Origin of the sequence: Streptomyces sp. Je 1-4 4N24, from assembly GCF_026239515.1 — a bacterium.
Classification (GTDB): Bacteria; Actinomycetota; Actinomycetes; order Streptomycetales; family Streptomycetaceae; genus Streptomyces; species Streptomyces nigrescens.
Genome location: NZ_CP110836.1, coordinates 3940970 through 3960431, shown reverse-complemented (window position 1 = coordinate 3960431; position 19462 = coordinate 3940970). Strand labels below are relative to the sequence as shown.

Below are 19462 nucleotides of genomic sequence, written 5' to 3'. Positions count from 1 at the left end.
AGCGGAACGGAAATGCAGCGCGTATTTGGCAATGGGCTGTTTTCGGCCGTTCACGCGGTGCGCGGCAGGCGTCCGCACGCTACATCTGCACGAGGCGAATGCCCTCGGGAACACCGCTCACCGGCGGAATACGGCGGCCGATCCGCAGAGTGTCCAGATTCGGAAAGGCGGACAGCCACTCCATGGAAACGCCCAGGTCGTAGGCGAGCCACAGCCGCGTCAGACCCTCGGCCGGAGCGATGCCCTCGACGAGCTGGTCCGGTGTGAAAGGCCCGGCGATCCGCAGATGCGGCCGGCCGCCCAGCCGGCGCAGCGCATGCAGCTCCTCCAGGTCGGAGACCGGAAGGTACAGCTCGGCCGGTTCGAGGTGGGCGATGATCTCGCGGGCGTAGCGGGCGGTGTCATGGCGCCGCCAGGCCCCGGCGAGCTGCGCCCGTACCTCGTGATGCGCCCGGTGGCGCAGGCCCGTCAGATAGTCGATCGCCATGTCGTCGGAGATCGAGGTGGCGGTGATCGCGAGGAGATAGGCCTCGTGGTCGGAGACCTCGGTGGGGTCGGGCAGCATTTCCAGCACGATCGGCCCGATCCAGCCCAGGGCACGGGCCGCGGACGGGGTGCTGGGCCGCACCATGGAGCGGGTGAAGCGCTGCACCCGCGCCCGGACCGCCGGGTCCAGCTCGGTGGCATGCTCCAGACAGGCAGCCGCGAGGAGCTTGCGGTGGCGGGCCTCGGCGGCGCGTACACCGGGGTGCGGGGCGAGCAGCCCGTCCAGGAGCGCGGCGCACTCATCGGGGCGGGCCAGCGCCACGGCCATCCGGATGACGTCCTCCCAGGCGTCGTGGTGCGCATGGTCGAGGAGCAGCGCGAAATCGTGCCGCTGCACGGCCGCGCGGGCGGCGAGATAGTCCTGGAAGGTGCGGTGGACGAAGTCGACGGTGCCGGGGGTGGGCTCGCGCAGCAGCCCGGTCCGGTTGAGCAGATGCCGGAAGACGTCCTCGGGCCCGCCCTGGCGGGCCGCGTCCGGTATCGCGGGCAGATGCCGGCCGAGGGTGTCCACCGCCGTCGCCTGGTCCATCTCCGAGCGGCCGTTGACCAGCATCCAGTGAGCGAGCTTCTGCAGCAGCTGGATCTTGGGCTGCCGGGTCAGCTCCACCCCGTCGGTGGGGACCATGGCCCGCTCCCGGTCCCGGCGCTCCAGCAGCATCGACAGCGCCGCGTCGTAGAGCTCCTTCCGGCCCTGTGGCAGATAGCCCCGGCGGTCGCGGTGCAGGGCGCACAGCAGCCCGCACATCAGCGGATTGGTCGCCAGCCGCCCCAGATCGCGGGTGATCCGTACGGCATTGAGCAGGGTCCGCTCGTAATGGCCGAGCCGGTCGAGATCGGCCGGGGACCGCTGGGCCGCGGCACGGTGCCAGCGCTGGATGAACGCGGCGACGTCCTCGCGGCTCATCGGCGCCAGCGACACCTCGCCGAACCCTTCGCCGGCGAGCCAGCTGCCGGGGACCGCGGACGGCCGGGAGGTGACGATCCAGACGTTGCCCGGGTAGCGCACGGTCCACTCGCCGAGCTTTTGGCGCACCTGCTCGCGCTCGCTCTCGGGGGCCTCGTCGATCCCGTCGATCAGCAAGAGCGCGCGCCCCGCATCGAGCACCCGCTCCGTCCAGCCGGCCGGCGCCTCCCCGGCGTCCCGGTGGCCGACGGCGCTCAGGAACGTGCCCGGGGAGGGGAGTCCCTCACGGGCGAAACGGCGTACGGGCAGCAGGAACGGCACCCGGCCGCGCAGCCCCGCCAGCGCCTCGGGCAGCTCATCACGGGCGGTGGCGACGGCCAGCCACTGCAGCAGGGTCGTCTTGCCCGACCCCGCCACACCGCGGACCAGCACCTGGCCGCCGCCGGACAGCGCCTGCTCCGCGGGGAGCGGCGGCTCGTCCTGGCCGGCGGGGTCCGGTGTGCCCTCGGCGTCCTGGGGAACGGGCTCGCACTGCAGCCCCAGATAGGCGGCGTCCAGCGGCCAGCTGTCGGGGGAGTGCGTCAGATCGATCCCGAAGATCGTCAGGTGGTTGTGGAGGGCGGCGGTGTCCTGGGCGTAGCGGGCTTCGAACGCGGCGTCGGGGGAGGTGGTGTCCTTGGAGGCGGTGGCCTGTCCGGAGGAGTGGGGCGGGGAGGCGGCGTCCTGGACACGGAAGGTGACTTCGTCGGCGGCGGCTTCCTTGGCGGCGGGGTCGTCGGCGGTACGGGGCGGCAGCAAGACGGAGGAGGCGGCGGCGCTCGGTCCGTGGATCAGCTCGGTGAGGGTCCGGGTCTGCTCCACGAGCGTCCGGGCGACGAAGGCCGACCGCTGGGTGAAGAGGTACAGCAGGTGCAGGGCGGCGACGTCCAGCAGCAGGCCGTGCAGCCGGACTCCGTCGTGCGTCAGCTGCCGGGTGGCGCCGGGCACCGTCTCGCACAGGCGCCGGGCGAACTCGGCCGGGAGGAGCCGGGCGGCATCGAGATCGTCCATCTCGATCTCGGCGAGGGCGTGCAGGGTACGGGCCAGGGCGCTGGCGACGGCCTGGTCCGCGGCATCCGGCCGGCTGTCCGACACCGTCTCGACGAGGGCCGCGGCGAGCCCGTACAGCTCCCCTTCGCTCAGCGTCGGCTTCTCGCCGGTGAAGGAGAGCAGCCGGGAGATCCGCACCGGCCGGTCGACCGGCTCGGCGACCGGCCCGTCGGGTGCCAGGAGCCTGCGGATCAGCGGAGCGACGGCATGGGGCGTGAGGCGGGCAATGATGTTCGTGGGATCCATGGGTTCCCCGTAACTGCGGTGCTGAATATGGGGGGTTGAGGGGCTGCGCTGCTCGTAAGCCTATGTGCGGGGGCGGGGGTAACGGGTGAGTTTGATGTGGGGAGGGAGGGAGTAGTCGGGCTCCGGGCGGAGGTAGGAGAGATAGACCTCCTGAAGTTCCGGCAGGACCGACGTGGGGGAGAGGTCGATGGAGCCGTCGTTGAGGCCGTAGAGCTGGAGTTTCCGGACACTGGGGAAAGCAGGGAGGGCTGAGCTCAGCATGCGGCTCATTGCGGACACGGGAAGGCGCGCCGTGTTGATGACGCTGAGCGTTTTCACCTGCGGAAGCTGAAGACCGTCCGGCAGGTGCAGGGTGACGCCTTCTTCCGCCAGACCGAACGAGAAATGCTCCAGTTCGCTCAGTGACGCCAGTGCACTCCATTGGTTCTCGCCGAAGTCATGGGTGAGGCGCAGCAGTTGGATGTCTCGGATACGGGGCCAGCGCGTGATGCCGGTGAATTCGGCGCCGACGGGCCAGTTGAGAATCACTTCGCGCAACGGGGCATCCGAGGGCAGCGCCGCCAGGCCCTCCGGCGGGTGCATGCAGTGGAGCAGCAGGGTGCGGAGGTGGCACAGGCGGTGAAGTCCGTGTGGAATCGCTACGTTCTTCTCGGGTGGCCCGGAGACGCTCAGGCTGCGGAGGCGAAGGTCCGCGAGCGGGGCGACGCTCTCGACCGCCGGGCAGTCCCAGAGTGCCAGCCACTCCAGTGAGGGGACCTCACGGAGGAAGGCGAGGTCGGAGATCTCCGGGTTCTCCATGATGCTCAGACTTTCGATCCGGCCGAGCGGCAAGGCGCCGAGAAGTTCGGCAGCCGTGAAGGGGCCGCGCACCGAGACGCGTGGCCGGCCGAGTGCCCGGAGTGCGTGCAGTTCGGCGTAAGACGTCGCGGTGACGGTCACCTTGGTGTCGAGGCGCTGGAGGATCTCCCGGGCATACGTGGCGGTGTCGAATTGCGTCCATGTCGAGGCGAGTTGCGCGCGAGCACCGATCGCCGGGTGATCCCGGAAGCGCTTCATCACCTCCAGCGCCGCATCCGACCCGATGAGCGCGGCGGTCGCCACCACCTCCTGCGCCTCATCGTCCGCCAGCCCCTCCGGCCCGGGCAGCAGCTCCAGCACCAGTGGTCCCACCCTGGCGAGCAGCTGCGACTCCTCACGGCTGCGCGGCGGCAGAATCGCCCGCGCGCGCCCGTTCACCTCGTCCCGCACCCGCGGATCGACCTCCGTCGCATGCTCCAGACAGGCCATGGCGAGGAGATGGACCCGCAGCCACGTGGGGCGTTCCTCGATACCGTCCCCCCGCTCCATCAACCCCCGCAGGATCTCCGCCCGCTCCCGCGGCCTCGCATGGGCCACCGCCATCCGGATCACGTCCTCCCACTGGGAGTCCTCCGCATGCGCCACCAGCAGTCCGAAGTCGCCGTCCTCCACGGCCGCCTTGGCGCCGAGGTAGTCCTGGAAGGTCCGGTGGACGAAGTCGACCGCGCCGGGGGCCGGTTCCCGCAGCAGTCCGCTGCGCAGCAGCAGATGGCGGAAAATGGCCGTTGCGTCGCCCTGCTCCGCCGCGGCGGGCACGGCGGGCAGCGCCTCGCCGAGGATGCGTTCGGCGCGCTCCCGGTCGAGTTCGCTGCGCCCGTTGCGGATCAGCCAGTAGGCGAGCCGCTGGAGGAGCTGGATCTGGGGCTCGTCGCTCAGCTCGATACCCGTGGGGGCGGCCATATCGCGTTCGCGGTCGCGGCGGGAGAGCAGCATGCCGAGCGCCGCGTCGTACAGCTCCTTGCGGCCGGTGGGCAGATAGCCGCGGCGGTCCCGGTGCAGTGCGCAGATCAGGCCGCACATGAGCGGGTTGGTGGCGAGCCGGGCGAGGTCCTGTTTGGTGTGCACGGCGGCCAGGAGGGACTGCTCGTAGGCGTCGAGGCGTTCGGGGTCCTCGGCGTCGCAGCGGGCCGCGTCGTGCCAGCGGCCGATGAAGGCGGCGACCTCGGCGCGGCTCATGGCGGAGAGCGTGAGCTCGCCGAAGCCGTCGGCGGTGAGCCAGTCGTCGCGTACGGCGGAGGGGCGGGAGGTGACCAGCCACAGGTTGTCAGGGAAGGCGTCGGTCAGATCGCGCAGCCAGCGGCGGGTCAGCTCGCGCTCGCGGTCGGGGATCTCGTCCAGGCCGTCGATCAGCAGCAGCGCCCGCCCGGAGGTCAGCACGCGGTCGGCCCAGCCCTCGGGCTGTGAGCCGGTTATCGGGCAGCCGACGGACGTCAGGAAGCGGTCGGGGGTGGGCAGCGGCGCACCGTCGCGGGCGAGGGTGCGCAGCGGGAGGACGAAGGGGATTCGGCCGTAGAGGTGGGGGAGGGCCGTCTCGCCGGGGGGCTTGGTGCAGGAGACGGCCAGCCACTGGACGAGGGTGCTCTTGCCGGAGCCGGCGACGCCGCGCAGCAGGACGCGGTCGCGGCCGGCCAGGGCCTGGTCGGCGGGGAGGGGCACGGGGGCCGGCGGCCCGTCCCAGGGGCCGGCCTGCTCGGCGAAGGGGCTGACGGCGGTCACCTCGCGGGCGGCCGGGGCCGTCGCCTCCAGGCTCATGTACGCCGCGTCCAGCCGCCACCGGTCCGGGGAGTGGGCCAGATCGATGCCGTAGATGGTCAGCCGGCCGTGCTTACGGGCGATGTACGCGAGGTAGCCGCGCTCGAAGGCGGCGTCCGCGGCCCGCGGGGACGGATGCCGCTCCAGGAACTCGTCGATGAGCGTGATCAGGCTGTCCAGGCTCCTGCTCTGCTGGACCAGGGTGCGGGCCACGAAGGCCGACCGCTGGGTGAAGAAGTGCACGATGTGCAGGCAGGCGGTGCCGAGCAGGGTGGCGTGCAGCAGCTCGGCGTCCCGGGAGAGGCCGTGGACGGCGTGCGGGCGCGCCGCCTGCAGGCGTGCGGCGAGGGCGGTGGCGCCCAGGCGGACGGCCTGGACGTCGTCCATGTCGAGGTCGCCCAGGCCGTGCAGCGTGGTGGCCAGGGCGTCGGCCACCGCCCGCTCCTCGTCCGCGGCCAGGGGGCCCTCGCCGGGCCCGGCGGTCCGTACGGCCCGGTCCACCAGCTCCGCCGCGAGTTTGCGCAGGTCCTTGTCGGACAGGGTCCGCTGCTCGCCCTTGAAGCTGACCAGCCCGGAGATCCGTACCGGCTTCGCCACCAGGCCGGCGCCCGGCCCTTCCCTGACGAAGAGCTTCCTGACGAGCGGTGCGACCACGCCGGAGGCGAGTCGGACACCCACTGCTGACGGGTCCATCGTGCGGTCCGCCCTCCCCCGTGGCCGGTGCTGCCGTCGGGCCAGGCTAGGGCGGCCGTCGGGGCGTGGGTCAGGGATCGGCCAGGTGCGCGCGGGACGCGGAACGGTGTGGCGGCGGTCACGGATATCGAGCCCCCATTCCCTTCCAATTCGGACATTTGGCGGGTCTGGGTAACCCCGGTCACAAGGGGCGAGTAACCCGGGTCACAAATGCCGGGTAATCGGGGTCACAAAGGCCGGGTAAGCCACGTCACAAAGGAGTGAGTTGTCTGCGTCACAAGCGCCCGGGGCTCCGAATCGGGCGTCTGAAAGGGCGCGACAAGGGGTTGGATCTTGGTTATCGGTGACATGGCACACAGGCGATTTGGGCCCTACTAAAGAAATTAGGGGAAGTGGGCCGCGGAGAAGCGGGGGTTTCCGGGGTCATGGGCGGGGGTGGCGGCGGATGAGCGGCGCGGGGGATGTAAGGCCCGTGCGGCATATGGAGGAAAGGCCTGTTCAAGGGGTGCGTGGCGGGCCCGGACGGCGATGCGAGATGTCCGTATTTGGGGGTTTCGCGCAGAGGTTCGGCGGGCACGCAAGGGCCTCGATCACCCGGCTTCTCGTACGGGCCGGGTTAGTAGAAAGGCCCCTTGGCGGGGCGGCGAAGGCGGGTTACCAAGGAATGGCGATCCCGGTCCGCAGCCGGGAAACCAATCAATTCATTGGAGGAAAACCCGCATGTCGAAGTTCACCGCTCTCCGCAATTCGAAGAAGCTCGCCCTGCGCAATCGCGTCGCCGTTGTCGCCGCCGGTGTCGGCGTTACCGCCGCACTCGGTGCCGGTATTGCCACCGCCGCCGACGCGGGTCTGCAGAACCTCACCTCGGGTGTCGGTTCGACCGTGTCCGCACAGGCCGACGCGCAGGCCAAGTCCGCCGCCGACGCCAAGGCCGCCGCCGCCAAGGCGAAGAAGGACGCGGCCAAGAAGGCCAACGCCTGGGTGACCCCGGTCGACAAGTACACCCTGGGCTCGACCTTCGGTCTGGCCGGCAACATGTGGTCGAGCAGCCACAGTGGCCAGGACTTCGTCGTGCCGAGCGGTGTCGCGGTCAAGGCTGCGCACTCCGGCACCGTCGTCAAGGCCGGTCCCAACGGTGGCGGCGACGGCCCGGCGTACGGCAACGCCATCGTGATCAAGCACGACAACGGCATGTACACCCAGTACGCGCACCTGTCACAGATCAACGTGAGCGTCGGCCAGCAGGTCGGCACCGGTGAGAAGGTCGGCCTGTCCGGCAGCACCGGTAACTCCTCCGGCCCCCACCTGCACTTCGAGGTCCGCACCGGCCCCAACTACGGGTCGGGCATCGAGCCGACCGGATTCCTGCGGGCTCACGGCGACACCGTCTGAGCTGAGTCCGGCCGGGCTGGCCGGCGGTGCGGCGGGTTTGCCGCCGTGACCAGTTCTGTGGCGACCTCGAGGATGGCCTTGCGCTTCTCCTCGGGGTCGCCCTCCAGGTTCTGCATCGCGAACATGCCCGCGTGCATGGAGAACAGTGCGGTGATGCAGCGCACCTGATCCGTCAGCTCCGAATCGGGCTCCCTGAGCAGGCCGAAGAGGGTCAGCATCCGCGACTTGAAGCTCTCGCCGATGCTCAGATCGCGCACCGCTGCCTGGTTCTCCTGCATGAAGCGGAAGAGGGGCTCGGCCGAGCGCAGCGACTCGCTGTAGCGGCGGATCAGCTCCTGCTTCGTCTCCAGGGTCCGCGGCTGCCCCTCGGCCCAGGCGATCAGCTCGTCGATCGGCCGGCCCAGGTCCTGGAACAGGCTGATGACGATGTCTTCCTTGGTCTTGAAGTGGTAGTACAGCGCCGCCTTGGTGACGTCGAGCTTCTCGGCGATCTCCCGCAGGGAGGTCTTGTCATAGCCCTGCTCGGAGAACAGCTCCAGAGCGACGTCCTGGATGCGCTGGCGGGTGTTTCCCCTGCGCGCCTGTGTGCTCATGGTGCTCTCCTGCGTCGTCGGTACTGGTCAGAGGGCTGCCCAGTGGGGCACCAGAGAAACTTACTTGACGCCCGGCTAGTTAGCCGCCTACCTTCCTCACTGTACTGAACTAGCCGGGCGGCAAGTAAGTGGGAGTGAGTGATGGGGAAGTCGCAGCATGCGACCCCGACGGGGGACGGACAGGCCTCGGTGAAGAAGGGGAGAGCGGACGCGGCACCGGCCGCCGGCCAGGAGAAGCAGCCGGCCAGTGTTCGGATGGTGCTCTTCGCGCTGATGATCGCGATGCTGCTCGCGATGCTGGACAACATGATCGTCGGCACCGCGATGCCGACCATCGTCGGTGAACTGGGCGGACTGGAACATCTGTCCTGGGTCGTCACCGCGTACACGCTCGCGACCGCCGCCTCGACACCGATCTGGGGCAAGCTCGGCGACATGTACGGACGCAAGGGCGTCTTCCTGACGTCCATTGTGATCTTCCTGATCGGCTCCGCGCTGTCCGGCATGGCACAGGACATGGGGCAGCTGATCGGCTTCCGCGCCGTCCAGGGCCTGGGCGCGGGCGGACTGATGGTCGGCGTCATGGCGATCATCGGCGATCTGATTCCGCCGCGGGAGCGCGGCAAGTACCAGGGCATGATGGCCGGCGTCATGGCCGTCGCGATGATCGGCGGACCGCTGGTCGGCGGCACCATCACCGACCACCTGGGCTGGCGCTGGAGCTTCTACATCAACCTGCCGCTCGGCGCGATCGCGCTGATCATGGTCACCGCGGTGCTGCATCTGCCGAAGAAGCGGTCGCAGACCCGGATCGACTACGTCGGCGCCACGCTGCTCACCGTCGGCATCACCGCGCTGGTGCTGATCACCACCTGGGGCGGCACCGAGTACGACTGGCTGTCCAGCCAGATCATCGGCCTCGGCGTCCTCGGCGTGGTCGCGCTCGCCCTCTTCGTGCTCGTGGAGCGCAAGGTCAGCGAGCCGGTGCTGCCGCTGCACATCTTCCGCAACGGCAACTTCTCGCTCGTCACGCTCATCGGCTTCCTGGTCGGCTTTGTGATGTTCGGGTCGATGACCTTCCTGCCGCTGTTCCAGCAGACCGTGCAGGGCGCCTCGGCCACCAACTCCGGTCTGCTGCTGCTGCCGATGCTGCTGGCCATGATGGTGGTGTCGCTGTTCGCGGGCCGGGTCACCACCCGGACCGGCAAGTACAAGATCTTCGTCGTGGTCGGCGGCGGGCTGATCACGCTCGGCCTGACGCTGCTGTCCCTGATGGACACCGACACCACACGCTTCACCTCGGGCGCCTACATGGCGGTGCTCGGCGCCGGTATGGGCTTTCTGATGCAGACCACGATGCTGATCGCGCAGAACAGCGTCGAGATGAAGAACATGGGCGTCGGCTCGTCCTCGGCCACCCTCTTCCGTACGATCGGCGGCTCCTTCGGCGTCGCGATCCTCGGCGCGATCTTCACCCACCAGGTGCAGGCCACGATGGTCGAACGGATCGGCAAGGCCGGCGAGAAGATGACCAGCGGCGGGGCCCAGATGGACCCGAAGGGCCTGGCCCAGCTCCCGCCGATGATCAAGGACGCGTATATGCACGCGGTCGCCACCGGCACCCACCACGTCTTCCTGTGGGGCGCGGTGATCAGCATCGCCGGCTTCGCCGCGGCCTGGTTCCTCAAGGAGGTCCCGCTACGCGGCGGCCCGGCCACACCGGCCGAGACCCCGCAGAACGGCGACGCTCCGGCGGACCGAATAGCGGTGGCGGAGACCGTCTGAGCCATCGGCCGGTGGGGGTGCACATGAGTGATCACGTGCACCCCCACCGGCCTTTTCCCACCCACCCACGGGAGGGGACGGGCCGGAGGGGCCGGTGTCCAGGACGTAAAGCGCAGCAGTCCTGGACACCGGCCCCGGAGGCCCGTCACCGCACCCCGACAGCCCCGCGCAGCGGCCCGGCCCGCCGCAGGCGCAACGGCGGGGCACCCGCAAGCATCGGCCGAGGCACAGCGCACCGGCCGGCTCGCCGCCAGGCGCAACGGCGAGAAACCCTCACGGTGGGAAAGCCAAAAACGTGGGAAGCGCCCCCAAGCGCAACGGCCTACTACCGATCCGGAAGATGAATGACCGGAAAGCTGCCCGTATTGGTGGGCGCGTTCTCCGGCAGCCAGAGAACGGAGACCGCGCCGGTCGAACCATCGGTGAGCTCATCGGCGTTACGGAAGGTCAGACGGGCGCCCAGCACACGGGCCTGGCCGGCCGCGATCGTCAGCCCCAGACCGTGGCCCCGCCCGGCCCGGTCGCTGCTGCCCGTACGGAAGCGGCTCGGGCCCTCCCGCAGCAGCGCCTCGGGGAAACCCGAACCGTGGTCGCGTACCCGCAGCACCCGGCCCTCGACGGTGACCTCGATCGGCGGCCTGCCGTGCCGGGAGGCATTGGCGATGAGATTGCCGAGAATCCGCTCCAGGCGGCGCGGATCGGTGGTGACGTCGGCGTCCCGTACGACCTCGACGGCGATGTCCGGGCCGAGCGCCCGCACCCGGCGGGTGACGAACTCCCCCAGCACCACGTCCTGCAGCTCGGCGCGCTCCGCATGGCCGTCGAGCCGGGCCACCTCCAGTACGTCCTCGACGAGGGTGCGCAGCGCCTGCGCCCGGTCCCGTACCAGCTCGGAGGGGCGGCCGGGCGGCAGCAGTTCGGCCGCGGTCAGCAGACCGGTGACCGGGGTGCGCAGCTCATGCGCGATATCGGCGGTGACCCGCCGCTCGGCCTCGATGCGTTCCTGGAGGGCGTCCGACATGGCGTCCACGGCCCACGCCAGATCGTCGGTTTCATCACGCACCCGGCCGGTGCCGACCTCTTCGCGGATACGGACCGAGGTGTCGCCGTCGGCGAGCTTGCCGGCCGCCGCTGCCGCCTTCCGCAGCCGCTGGGAGAGCCGCCCGCCGACCAGCACCCCCAGCGCGCAGCCGCCGACCACCACCGCCGTCGAGCCGATGACCAGCGCCTGGTCCAGGTCGTCCAGGACGGCGAAACGGTCCGGGAAACGGTCGTGCATGGACAGCACCCGGCCGTTGCTGAGCGGTGAGGCCGCCCACACCTCGGGGGCGGTCTGCCCGGTGTCCTGGAGGTAGGTGGCGCGCTTGTTCTTGGCGACCTCGTCCCGTAGCGGCGGCGGCAGCGACGGATCGTCGATCTTCGCGCCGAACTGCAGCCGGTTGGTGGACTCGAAGATCTTCTGCGTGAAGTTGAGCCGCTCGATCTGCACATCCCGGCTGTTGTCGAGCATGGAGTGCCGGGCGGCGTTGTGCACGACAAGGCTCAGCGCGATCGCGACCAGTGCTCCGACGAGCGCGATCGCGGCGCTGAGCTTCCATCTCAGCCCCGTCCGCAGGGCCAGCCTGACCACCGGAGGTGTCAGCCTCTCAGCTTGTATCCGAAGCCGCGGACCGTCTCGATCCGGTCCTGGCCGATCTTGCCGCGCAGCCGCTGGACATGGACGTCCACCACCCGGGTGTCACCGCCCCAGCCGTAGTCCCAGACCCGCTCCAGCAGCCGGTCGCGCGAGAGGACCGTACCCGGTGCGTTGGAGAACTCCAGCAGCAGCCGCATCTCGGTGGGCGTCAGCGCGACATTCTGGCCGCCCTTGCGCACCTCCATGCCCTCGGTGTCGACCTCCAGATCACCGAAGCGCAGCACCGCCTCGGCCGGATCGTCCGCATCGGCCGCGGCGCCGCCGGCCCGGTCCGGGCCGCTGGCGTGACCGAAGCGGCGCAGCACGGCGCGGATACGGGCGACCAGCACCGCACCGTCGAACGGCTTGGTGACATAGTCGTCGGCGCCGGCCTCCAGGCCGAGCACCACATCGATGGAGTCGGCACGCGCCGACAGCATGATGACGGGAACCGTCGACTCGTCACGGATCCGCCGGCACAGGCTGACCCCGTCGAGCCCCGGCACCATCACATCGAGCAGGGCGATGTCGGGACGGTTGGCGCGGAACGCCTCCAGACCCGCGAGTCCGTCGGGCATCGCGGTGACCACGAATCCGTCCCGCTCCAGAGCGAGCTGAGTGGCCTCGCGGATGACGTCGTCGTCCTCGACGAAAAGCACATGGGTCTCGGCCATGCGGTTGTCTCAACCCTCCGATCCCGTGCCGTCGTCCGGCGTGGCGCCGTCGACGGTGGTCTTGCTGTAGTCGGTGTGATAGCCGTCGTGCTCGACGAAGCGGCTGCCCTCCCAGCGGTAGGGCATCACATCCTCACCGGAGGGGCAGCACACCTTGTCGCCGGTGTCGTAGGTCTGCTTGGAGACCTCCAGCTCGCCCTTGTTGACCGCGGCGGAGACCGATGGCTGCTCGTTCGTGTACACGTTGTCATACCCGGCCTTCGCACCGCTGCGTTTGCGATAGACGTACGAGCCGATCCCGACGGAATCCGCGCAGGTCATGACGTTGACGATGACATCGGGGGACTTGCCGCCGGTCAGCGACGCATAGGTCACCTCGACCGGGTACTCGTCGGCGGCGCACGGCTTGTAGAGGGACTTCTTCACCAACGCGCCGACCTTCGGGTCGTCCTTCAGCAGCTGGACCGCGTCGACCTTCTTGTAGTCCGCGGTCGAGGTCGGGCTGGGGGTGCTGCTCACCGGGCCCTTGGGTGCGGGGGTGCTGCTGGCGGAGCCCTCGCTGCGCACGCCCTCGCCCCCCGGATTGCATCCGGCCATCAAAAGGCCGACGGCGGCCACTCCTGCCGTGGCCGCGCCGCCTCTGGTCAACCCGATCCTGGTCAACCTGTTCCTGGACAATCCGCTCCCGCTCACCGTGCTTCTCGCACAGCCGCTGATCCCGCTGCTGTTCCTGAACTGATTGTCGCGCGTCGGGCCCGGAGCCGTAAGGCACCCGGCGTTCTGCCCGTTTTCACCGGTAAGGATATTTTTCGTCTGGTATCTGGTGTGGTGCCGGGTTCCGCGCCGTGTTCCGTGCCCTGTACCGCGTGCCGTGCGCCGCCCGTCAGGCCGCCGCGCACCGCTCCCGCTCCCGCTCGCCGCGCTCCAGCATCCGCGCGTCGATGTCACGCATCTGCAGCTCCTGACGGAGCCGCGCCAGCGCACGGTGCAGCGTGCTCTTGACGGTACCCGTCGACATACCGAGCGCCGCCGCGGTCTCCTCCGTGCTCATCTGCTCCCAGTGTCGCAGCACCACAACGCTGCGCTGCTTGGGAGCCAGCACCCCGAGGATGTCCATCAGGAGGGCACGGTCGGCGCGCTGCTCGGTGCCGTCGTCCACGCTCGCGTCCGGAAGCTGCTCGGTGGGCACCTCCTCCAGCTTGCGCGCCCGCCACCACTCGGTCCGCGTGTTGATCATGACGCGGCGGAGGTAGGCGTCGGCCAGCGACTTGTCCGCGATGCCGTCCCAGCGGCCGTAGGTGCGGACCAGGGCCGTCTGCAGCAGATCCTGAGCGTCGACCGGGTCGGGCACCAGGCGCCGGGCGCTCCGCAGCAGGGCCTCCTGCCGCGTACGAACGTACTCTTCGAAGTCCAGTACCTTGCCGCCGCTGGTCGCCATCTCGACGCCTCCGATCCGCTTTCGTTTCCCCACGTTGACCGTGCTGACGGTCATCTCCAGCACGAGGAAGACGCTACGGAGAGGGTGTTGCGACGTAATGTGCGTCGGCCCCACAGGGAGTGCACGGAAAACCCTCGGTTGTGTAACAGCGCGCCAGGGGTCATACCTCGGACGGACGGCGGGCCTGTGCACGTCATACTCCGGGGGGAGAAGCACCCCCACCACAAGACCTATCGGCCGTGACACGACGGCAACGCGGCCCGGCGAGGGACTTCTTCAGGCCGTATCGGGGCACCTTCCGGTCATGATGCCCGAAAGGTGACACCACATCAGGCGGACGGCCGTCACGCCAGGAGGCGCGGCCGCCGAAGCAGCCGCGCCTCCTCGATCCGTATGTGACAGCCGCGCTACGTCAGCGGCAGCCGGTACCGGCCCCCGCCCAGCGGCTCGACCAGACCGTCCGAAACCAGCCCGTCCAGCGCCCGCGCCCGCTGCACCGGCTCGTCCCACACCGCGTCCAGCACCTGCTGCGGCACCGGCGCGACCGCCTCGCGCAGCACGGCCAGCAGCTTGCCGCGCACCTGACGGTCGGTACCGGCGTAGGTCTGGGTACGGCGCGGCGGACCGTCGTGCGCCGGGGACCCGGCCTGCCGCCACGCGCACTGCGCCGCGATCGGACAGCGGTGGCACTCCGGCGTGCGTGCCGTGCACAGCAGTGCACCCAGCTCCATCGTGGCCGCCGCCCAGCGCGCCGCCAGCTGCTCCTCCTCGGGCAGCAGCGCACGGGCGAGCTTGCGCTCCGCCGCGGTGGTGGCGTTCGGCGGGAACTGGCGGCCGGCCACCGCGCGGGCGAACACCCGCCGCACATTGGTGTCCAGCACCGCATGCCGCTGCCCGTACGCGAAGGAAGCGACCGCCGCGGCGGTGTACTCGCCGACGCCGGGCAGCGCCAGCAACTGACTGTGCTCACGCGGCACGTCGCCGCCGTGCCGCTCCTGTATCGCGGACGCGGCGGCGTGCAGCCGCAGGGCGCGCCGCGGATAGCCGAGCCGGCCCCAGGCCCGGACCGCCTCACCCGGCGCCTCGGCGGCCAGGTCGGCAGGGCGCGGCCAGCGGGCCAGCCACTGCTCGTACACCGGCAGCACTCTGCTGACCGGGGTCTGCTGCAGCATGAACTCGCTCACCATCACACCCCAGGCGCCCGCTTCAGGGCGGCGCCAGGGCAGATCGCGGGCGTGCTCGTCGAACCAGTCGGTGACCGGGCCGTGCAGCGCGGTCCCGTCGGCGGCTTCCGCGGCCGCGTCGGCGGCGGAAGCGGTCTCGGCGGCGGCGGTCGTGGCAGTGGTGGTGACAGGCGTCGAAGTCATGGCACTGCCGATCCTGGCACGTCCGGCGTCGCCCAGGAAACGCACCGGGCCCGCCCCGCCGCACGCCCACCCACACGCAGGACGGCCGGGTGCCAACGGGGGGTGGTTGGCGGGGGGTGGGGAGGGGTGTGGAGAGGGGGGAGGGGGAGAGATGGGAGAGGGAGAGATGGGAGAGGGGGAGAGGGGGTGGGGCGGGCTCGGTCGGGGTGTTGCGGGGGCGGGGGTGCGATCGGGTGGTGGGCCGGAACGGTGGTGGGCGGTGGACGGTGGGTCTGGATCGGTGGTGGGGCGGTGGGTCGGGGCCGAGGTCGGGGTCGAGGTCGGGGCCGGGGCCGGGGCCGGTGGCCGGCGCGGCGCGTCGGAAGCAGTGGCCGGGCGGTGGGCTGGGACCAGTGGGCCGGGCGGCCGACCGGGGGAGGGGCACGCGCTGTGGCGCACCGGCGCGGGGTACCGGCGTGAGGCACCGACGGTCACACCTCGGCGGGAACTGGCTACTCTCTGTAATCGTTGCTGGAATAGAAGGAGGCGGCAAGCGAGGATGCGGGCATGGCGGAGATGACCGGAGCGGAAGACACGGGCGGCGAGGCGGGACCAGGCGAGGGCGGCGCCTCGGGACCGGATGGGGCCGTGGGGGCGGCCGGCGCTGCGGGAGTGGGCGGCGCCTCGGGGGCGGCGGCCGGCGCTGCGGGGCCGGGCGGAGCCGTGGGGGCGGGCGGAGTCGCGGGCGCGGCCGTTCCGGGCTGCCCGGAGGCGATCCGGCGCGCGCTGGCCGCACATACGACGATGACGCTCGCGTACGTGGACGAGGACGGCCCGCAGGCATGCGCGGTGCTGTACGCGACGGGCGTGGTGGGGGGCGGGATGGCTGACGGGGAGTCGGGTGCGGCGTCGGGTGAGGCGTCAGGCCGGGTGTCCGGCGTGGCGTCGGGCGCGGAGGACGGTGGGGCGTCGGGCGCGGGGGCGGAGGTCGCGTCGGGGGTGGGGTCCGGCGTGGTGGGGGTCGGGGCGGGGGCCGGGGCGGGTGGTGCCGGGCCCGCGCTGTACTTCGTCACCGCGACCACGACGCGGCACGGCCGGGCGCTTGTGGGGCCCGGCGCGCGGGTCGCGTTCACGGCGCAGCGGGACGGCCAGGAGTGGAGCGGGCTGACGGGACTTCAGGGCCGCGGTTGCTGCCGCCCGCTGAGCGGCGCCGAGCGGGCGGCCGGCTGGCGGGTCTATGTCGAGCGCTTTCCGTTCGTCGCGGCGAGCGACCGGCTGCGCGCCGCCCTGGAGCGCACCACGCTGTGGGAACTGCGCCCCGACTGGCTGCGGCTGATCGACAACGGCCAGGGCTTCGGTCACAAGGAGGAGTGGTCGGGGCGGTGAGGTCGCTGTCGTCGTGCGGTCCTGAGCCCCACGGTGGCGAGCCCCCGCAGAGGTGAGCCCCACGGTGGCGAGCCCCCGCAGAGGTGAGCCCCACGGTGGCGAGTCCCCCCGCAGAGGTGAGCCCCACGGTGGCGAGCCCCCCGCAGAGGTGAGGGTCGCCCTCGCGGTGCAGGGTGCGGAGCCAGTCGGGGGAGTGGTGGGCGAGGTCGGTGAGGTCGCGGTAGAGAGTGGCGCTGTTCATGATCAACGACCGTACGGACCGGTTCGGTTGAGTCGCAGCCGATGATCGGCAGGGGTGCATCTGACGAAAGCAAGGCCGGAGCGGACAGGTCCAGACCTAGCGGGGTGTCGGGCCCGTTAGGGCCGGAAACGGGGTCGGGGTGCCGGCTCCGGGCCGATCATGGGAAAAGTTGCAGCCGGAAGCGGCGGGTACTGGCCGGTGCGGGTGCCGATCTCTCGTAGAGTTTCCGCGTGGGATCACTGCGCAATCCGATCGGGCCGCTTCCCTCCTCCATCTACTGGCGGCGGAGGGCCGTTGCGCTGGCCATCGTCGTCCTGCTCGCCCTCCTGGTGGTGTGGGCCCTCAACTGGGGCGGCGACGCCGGCAAGAGCAGCGATGAGGGCAAGGGGGCGCAGGACGGCCCCGCGACGTCCATCACGCCAGGGCCCTCCGCCAGCGGTCCGGTGAGCGACCAAAAGCCGGGCGGGCGCGATGAGTCGGGTGGCGACGGAGGGGCGGACTCCGGTTCGGGCGGTGCGAGCGGCTCGGGTGCTGCGGGCGGTGGCAGCGGAAGTTCCGGTGGTGGTTCCGGTGCCGGTGGTTCCGGTTCCGGGGGCGGGCCGATCGGTCAGGGCTCCGGCAAGAACGCCGTCGTGGCCGGCTCCTCGCTCCCCAACTGCGTCTCCGGAAAAGCGGAGTTGGTGCTGAGCAGCGTCAAGCGCTCCTATGCGCCGGGCGTCCGGCCGAAGTTCGAGCTGACGGTCGAGAATGCGGCCGGGGCGGCCTGCAAGGTGGACCTCGGACAGAAGGCCACGGTGCTCACCATCAGCGACGCCGCGGGCGACGACCGGGTCTGGGCCTCGAACGACTGTCCGTCGGGCACCGAGCCCGCGCTGCTGCAGGTGCCGGCCAAGGGGTCCGTGCAGCGCGTCATCGAGTGGGACCGCCGGGCCAGCGGCCCGCAGTGCGCCACGCCGAGTTCGGCCAAGGTGCCCGCCGGCAAGTACGAGATCGAGGCCAAGGTGCCGGGGTTGGAAGCGGCCCGTACGACGTTCCTCCTGGCCGAGGGCTGAGGCTGGCGTCGTTCCCCTCCCGGGCCACCACCTGCTTCACCTCGTCACCTGCTTCACCTCGTCACCTGCTTCATCCTGCCACCTGCTTCACCTCGTCACCTGCTTCATCCTGCCACCTGCTTCACCTCGTCACCTGCTTCATCCCGCCACCTGCTTCACCCCGCCGCCCGCTTCACCCCGCCACCCGCTTCACCCCGCCGCCCGCTTCACCCCGCCACCCGCTTCGCCGCGTCACCGGCAACGAGCTGACCGGCGACGGACGAACCGGCGTCCAGCGGCCCCTGGCCCTCCGGCGCCCAGTGCCCCCCGGTGCTGATCAGGCCCGACGCCCGACACCCCGACACCCCGGCACCCCGGCACCCCGGCACCCCGACAGCGGACACCCGGCCCGCACCCGCCCAAGAGCCCCGGACCACCGAACCCCCCCCGGACCCGGTTTCCCGGACCCCACCCCTCCGCTTTTTCCGCCCGTAGGGATTCCGCCCAGAGCGTGCATCGCTGGCCTCGGCCACCGGCGTCCGGCACAGTCGCCGTTATGAAGCTACTGATGCTGGGCGGTACGGAGTTCGTGGGACGGGCGGTCACCGAGGCGGCGTTGGCGCGGGGGTGGCAGGTGACGGTGTTTCACCGGGGGAAGCACGCTGCGCCGGAGGGGGTGACCTCGCTGCACGGTGACCGGGGGGACGCGGCGGGGCTCGCTGCCCTGGAGGAGGGGGAGTGGGATGCCGTTGTCGACACCTGGAGCGGTGCGCCGTCGGCGGTGCGGGACACGGCGCGGCTGCTGGCGGGGCGGGTCGGGAGGTACGCCTATGTCTCCAGCGGATCGGTGTACGCCTCTCCGCCCAGTGCCCCGTACGGCGAGCAGGCTCCACTGGTGACGGGCTCCCCCGACGCCACGGACGCCGAGGACTATGCGCAGGCCAAGCGGGGCGGTGAGCTGGCCGCTGCCGAGGCGTTCGGGGACCGGGCGCTGCTGCTGCGTGCGGGGCTGGTCCTCGGGCCGTACGAGAACATCGGGCGGCTGCCGTGGTGGCTGGGCCGGATCGCCCGCGGTGGTCCGGTCCTCGCGCCGGGGCCGCGGGAGTTGGCGCTGCAGTACATCGACGTCCGGGATCTCGCCGTCTGGACGGTCGATGCGCTGGAGGCCGGGCTGGGCGGTGCGTACAACCTGGTGAGTGAGGCCGGGCACGCCACGATGGGGGAGTTCCTGGAGAGCTGTGTGCAGGCCACCGGCGCGGACGCGGAGCTGCGCTGGACCGCTCCGGAGGATGTCCTCGCGGCCGGTATCGAGCCGTGGATCGAGCTGCCGGTCTGGCTGCCGCCCGGCGAGGCGCGGGACGCGGTCTACAGCACCGATGTGTCCAAGGCGCGGGCGGTGGGGCTGCGTTGCCGCCCCGTCGCCGAAACGGTCGCCGACACCTGGACCTGGCTGCAGTCCCTCGGCGGGGTGGCTCCGCAGCGTCCGGACCGGCCGGTGGTGGGGCTCGCGCCGGAGCGGGAGGCGGCCGTGTTGCGTGGCTGACGCGGCAGTCGGGTCGGTGGCTCCGCAGCGTCCGGACCGGCCGGTGGTGGGGCTTGCGCCGGAGCGGGAGGCCGCCGTGCTGCGTGGCTGAGGCCGCGGTCGGGTCGGTGGTTTCGCCGTGTCCGGACCGGCCGGTGGTGGGTCTCGCTCCGGAGCGGGAGGCCGCCGTGCTGCGTGGCTGAGGCCGCGGTCGGGCCGGTGGCTCCGCAGCGTCCGGACCGGCCGGTGGTTGGTCTCGCTCCGGAGCGGGAGGCGGCCGTGTTGCGCGGC

The 19462-nt window shown here is 71.2% G+C and carries 13 protein-coding genes; 5 read left to right on the top strand and 8 right to left on the bottom strand.

The window, feature by feature from the left end:
* Positions 1–79 precede the first annotated feature (79 nt).
* Positions 80–2785, bottom strand: a complete 2706-nt coding sequence (locus SLV14N_RS16960; RefSeq protein WP_263269946.1) for an NACHT domain-containing NTPase — start codon at positions 2783–2785, stop codon at positions 80–82.
* A gap of 60 nt (positions 2786–2845) precedes the next feature.
* A complete protein-coding gene (locus SLV14N_RS16955) occupies positions 2846–6088 on the bottom strand; it encodes an NACHT domain-containing NTPase (protein WP_263269944.1) in 3243 nt (1080 codons plus the stop codon).
* Positions 6089–6808: 720 nt separating this feature from the next.
* Here SLV14N_RS16955 and SLV14N_RS16950 point away from each other — a divergent pair.
* Positions 6809–7480 carry a M23 family metallopeptidase gene (locus tag SLV14N_RS16950; RefSeq protein ID WP_208681718.1) on the top strand — a complete coding sequence of 224 codons (672 nt, stop codon included), beginning with the start codon at positions 6809–6811 and terminating at the stop codon, positions 7478–7480.
* Here the strand turns inward: SLV14N_RS16950 and SLV14N_RS16945 are convergent.
* Positions 7462–8073, bottom strand: a complete 612-nt coding sequence (locus tag SLV14N_RS16945) for a TetR/AcrR family transcriptional regulator (RefSeq protein WP_208681717.1) — start codon at positions 8071–8073, stop codon at positions 7462–7464. The genes SLV14N_RS16950 and SLV14N_RS16945 overlap by 19 nt on opposite strands.
* 255 nt (positions 8074–8328) lie before the next feature.
* Between SLV14N_RS16945 and SLV14N_RS16940 the strand changes: the two genes are divergently transcribed.
* Entirely contained in the window at positions 8329–9858 is a 1530-nt protein-coding gene (locus tag SLV14N_RS16940; protein ID WP_263273192.1) for an MDR family MFS transporter, read from the top strand.
* 325 nt (positions 9859–10183) lie between these two features.
* On the opposite strand, the gene cseC is transcribed toward SLV14N_RS16940, so the two are convergent.
* The 5 genes from cseC to SLV14N_RS16915 all read right to left on the bottom strand — a co-directional run bounded on the left by cseC (position 10184) and on the right by SLV14N_RS16915 (position 15012).
* Positions 10184–11488, bottom strand: coding sequence for a two-component system sensor histidine kinase CseC (cseC, locus tag SLV14N_RS16935; protein ID WP_208681716.1), 1305 nt, complete (start codon positions 11486–11488; stop codon positions 10184–10186).
* An 8-nt stretch (positions 11489–11496) separates the two neighbouring features.
* Entirely contained in the window at positions 11497–12207 is a 711-nt protein-coding gene (cseB, locus tag SLV14N_RS16930) for a two-component system response regulator CseB (protein ID WP_208681715.1), read from the bottom strand.
* 9 nt (positions 12208–12216) lie between these two features.
* Entirely contained in the window at positions 12217–12804 is a 588-nt protein-coding gene (locus SLV14N_RS16925) for a hypothetical protein (protein WP_259670376.1), read from the bottom strand.
* Positions 12805–13090: 286 nt separating this feature from the next.
* A complete protein-coding gene (locus SLV14N_RS16920) occupies positions 13091–13645 on the bottom strand; it encodes a SigE family RNA polymerase sigma factor (RefSeq protein ID WP_208687937.1) in 555 nt (184 codons plus the stop codon).
* A 407-nt stretch (positions 13646–14052) separates the two neighbouring features.
* Complete coding sequence (locus SLV14N_RS16915) at positions 14053–15012, bottom strand: A/G-specific adenine glycosylase (RefSeq protein ID WP_259670375.1); 960 nt, start codon at positions 15010–15012, stop codon at positions 14053–14055.
* Between the two features lie 546 nt (positions 15013–15558).
* Here SLV14N_RS16915 and SLV14N_RS16910 point away from each other — a divergent pair.
* The 3 genes from SLV14N_RS16910 (at position 15559) to SLV14N_RS16900 (ending at position 19192) form a co-directional block, all read left to right on the top strand.
* Positions 15559–16377: a hypothetical protein gene (locus SLV14N_RS16910; protein ID WP_263269940.1), complete on the top strand. Its 819-nt coding sequence runs from the start codon at positions 15559–15561 to the stop codon at positions 16375–16377.
* Between the two features lie 471 nt (positions 16378–16848).
* Positions 16849–17670: a hypothetical protein gene (locus tag SLV14N_RS16905; protein WP_263269939.1), complete on the top strand. Its 822-nt coding sequence runs from the start codon at positions 16849–16851 to the stop codon at positions 17668–17670.
* A gap of 535 nt (positions 17671–18205) precedes the next feature.
* Positions 18206–19192, top strand: a complete 987-nt coding sequence (locus tag SLV14N_RS16900) for an SDR family oxidoreductase (protein WP_263269937.1) — start codon at positions 18206–18208, stop codon at positions 19190–19192.
* Positions 19193–19462 lie beyond the last annotated feature (270 nt).